Origin of the sequence: Rhizobium sp. BR 314 (genome assembly GCF_047445805.1) — a bacterium.
Classification (GTDB): domain Bacteria; phylum Pseudomonadota; class Alphaproteobacteria; order Rhizobiales; family Rhizobiaceae; genus Rhizobium; species Rhizobium lusitanum_B.
Map to the genome: position 1 here is coordinate 1 of NZ_JARWLA010000118.1, position 575 is coordinate 575.

A 575-nucleotide genomic window follows, 5' to 3' on the forward strand; every position below is an offset into this window, starting at 1 on the left:
GTCATGCACGAGTACTTAGGCTTGGAGAGTGGTCTCCCCATGTTCAGACAGGATTTCACGTGTCCCGCCCTACTCTAGGACAATAAAGTCGTCTACGCGTACGGGGCTGTCACCCTCTACGGCTAACCTTTCCAGGTTATTCCACTTTATACTTCATTGCCACTGGCCTGGTCCGCGTTCGCTCGCCACTACTTGCGGAGTCTCGGTTGATGTCCTTTCCTGCAGGTACTTAGATGTTTCAGTTCCCTGCGTTCGCTTCTTACACCCTATTTTATTCAGGTGAAGATACCTCATCACAATGCTTAGAAACCACTTTGGTTCTTTACGCCGGATAACCGGCGACGGCCTCTGGCCTTGCGAAGCCTTAAGGCTTCGAGCCAATTGCCAACCAAAATGATTTTCTAAGCATTTAAGGTGGGTTGCCCCATTCGGAGATCCATGGATCAAAGCTTATTCGCAGCTCCCCACGGCTTTTCGCAGCGTATCACGTCCTTCATCGCCTGTGCATGCCTAGGCATCCACTAAATACCCTTACGACACTTAATCGTTCTCATTGCCAATGCTCATCCTTATTG

At 49.9% G+C, this 575-nt stretch carries 1 rRNA gene; it reads right to left on the reverse strand.

Annotation, left to right across the window (positions count from 1 at the left end):
- Positions 1–546, reverse strand: a 23S ribosomal RNA gene (locus QD461_RS36695); the annotation flags it as partial.
- Positions 547–575: the final 29 nt, after the last annotated feature.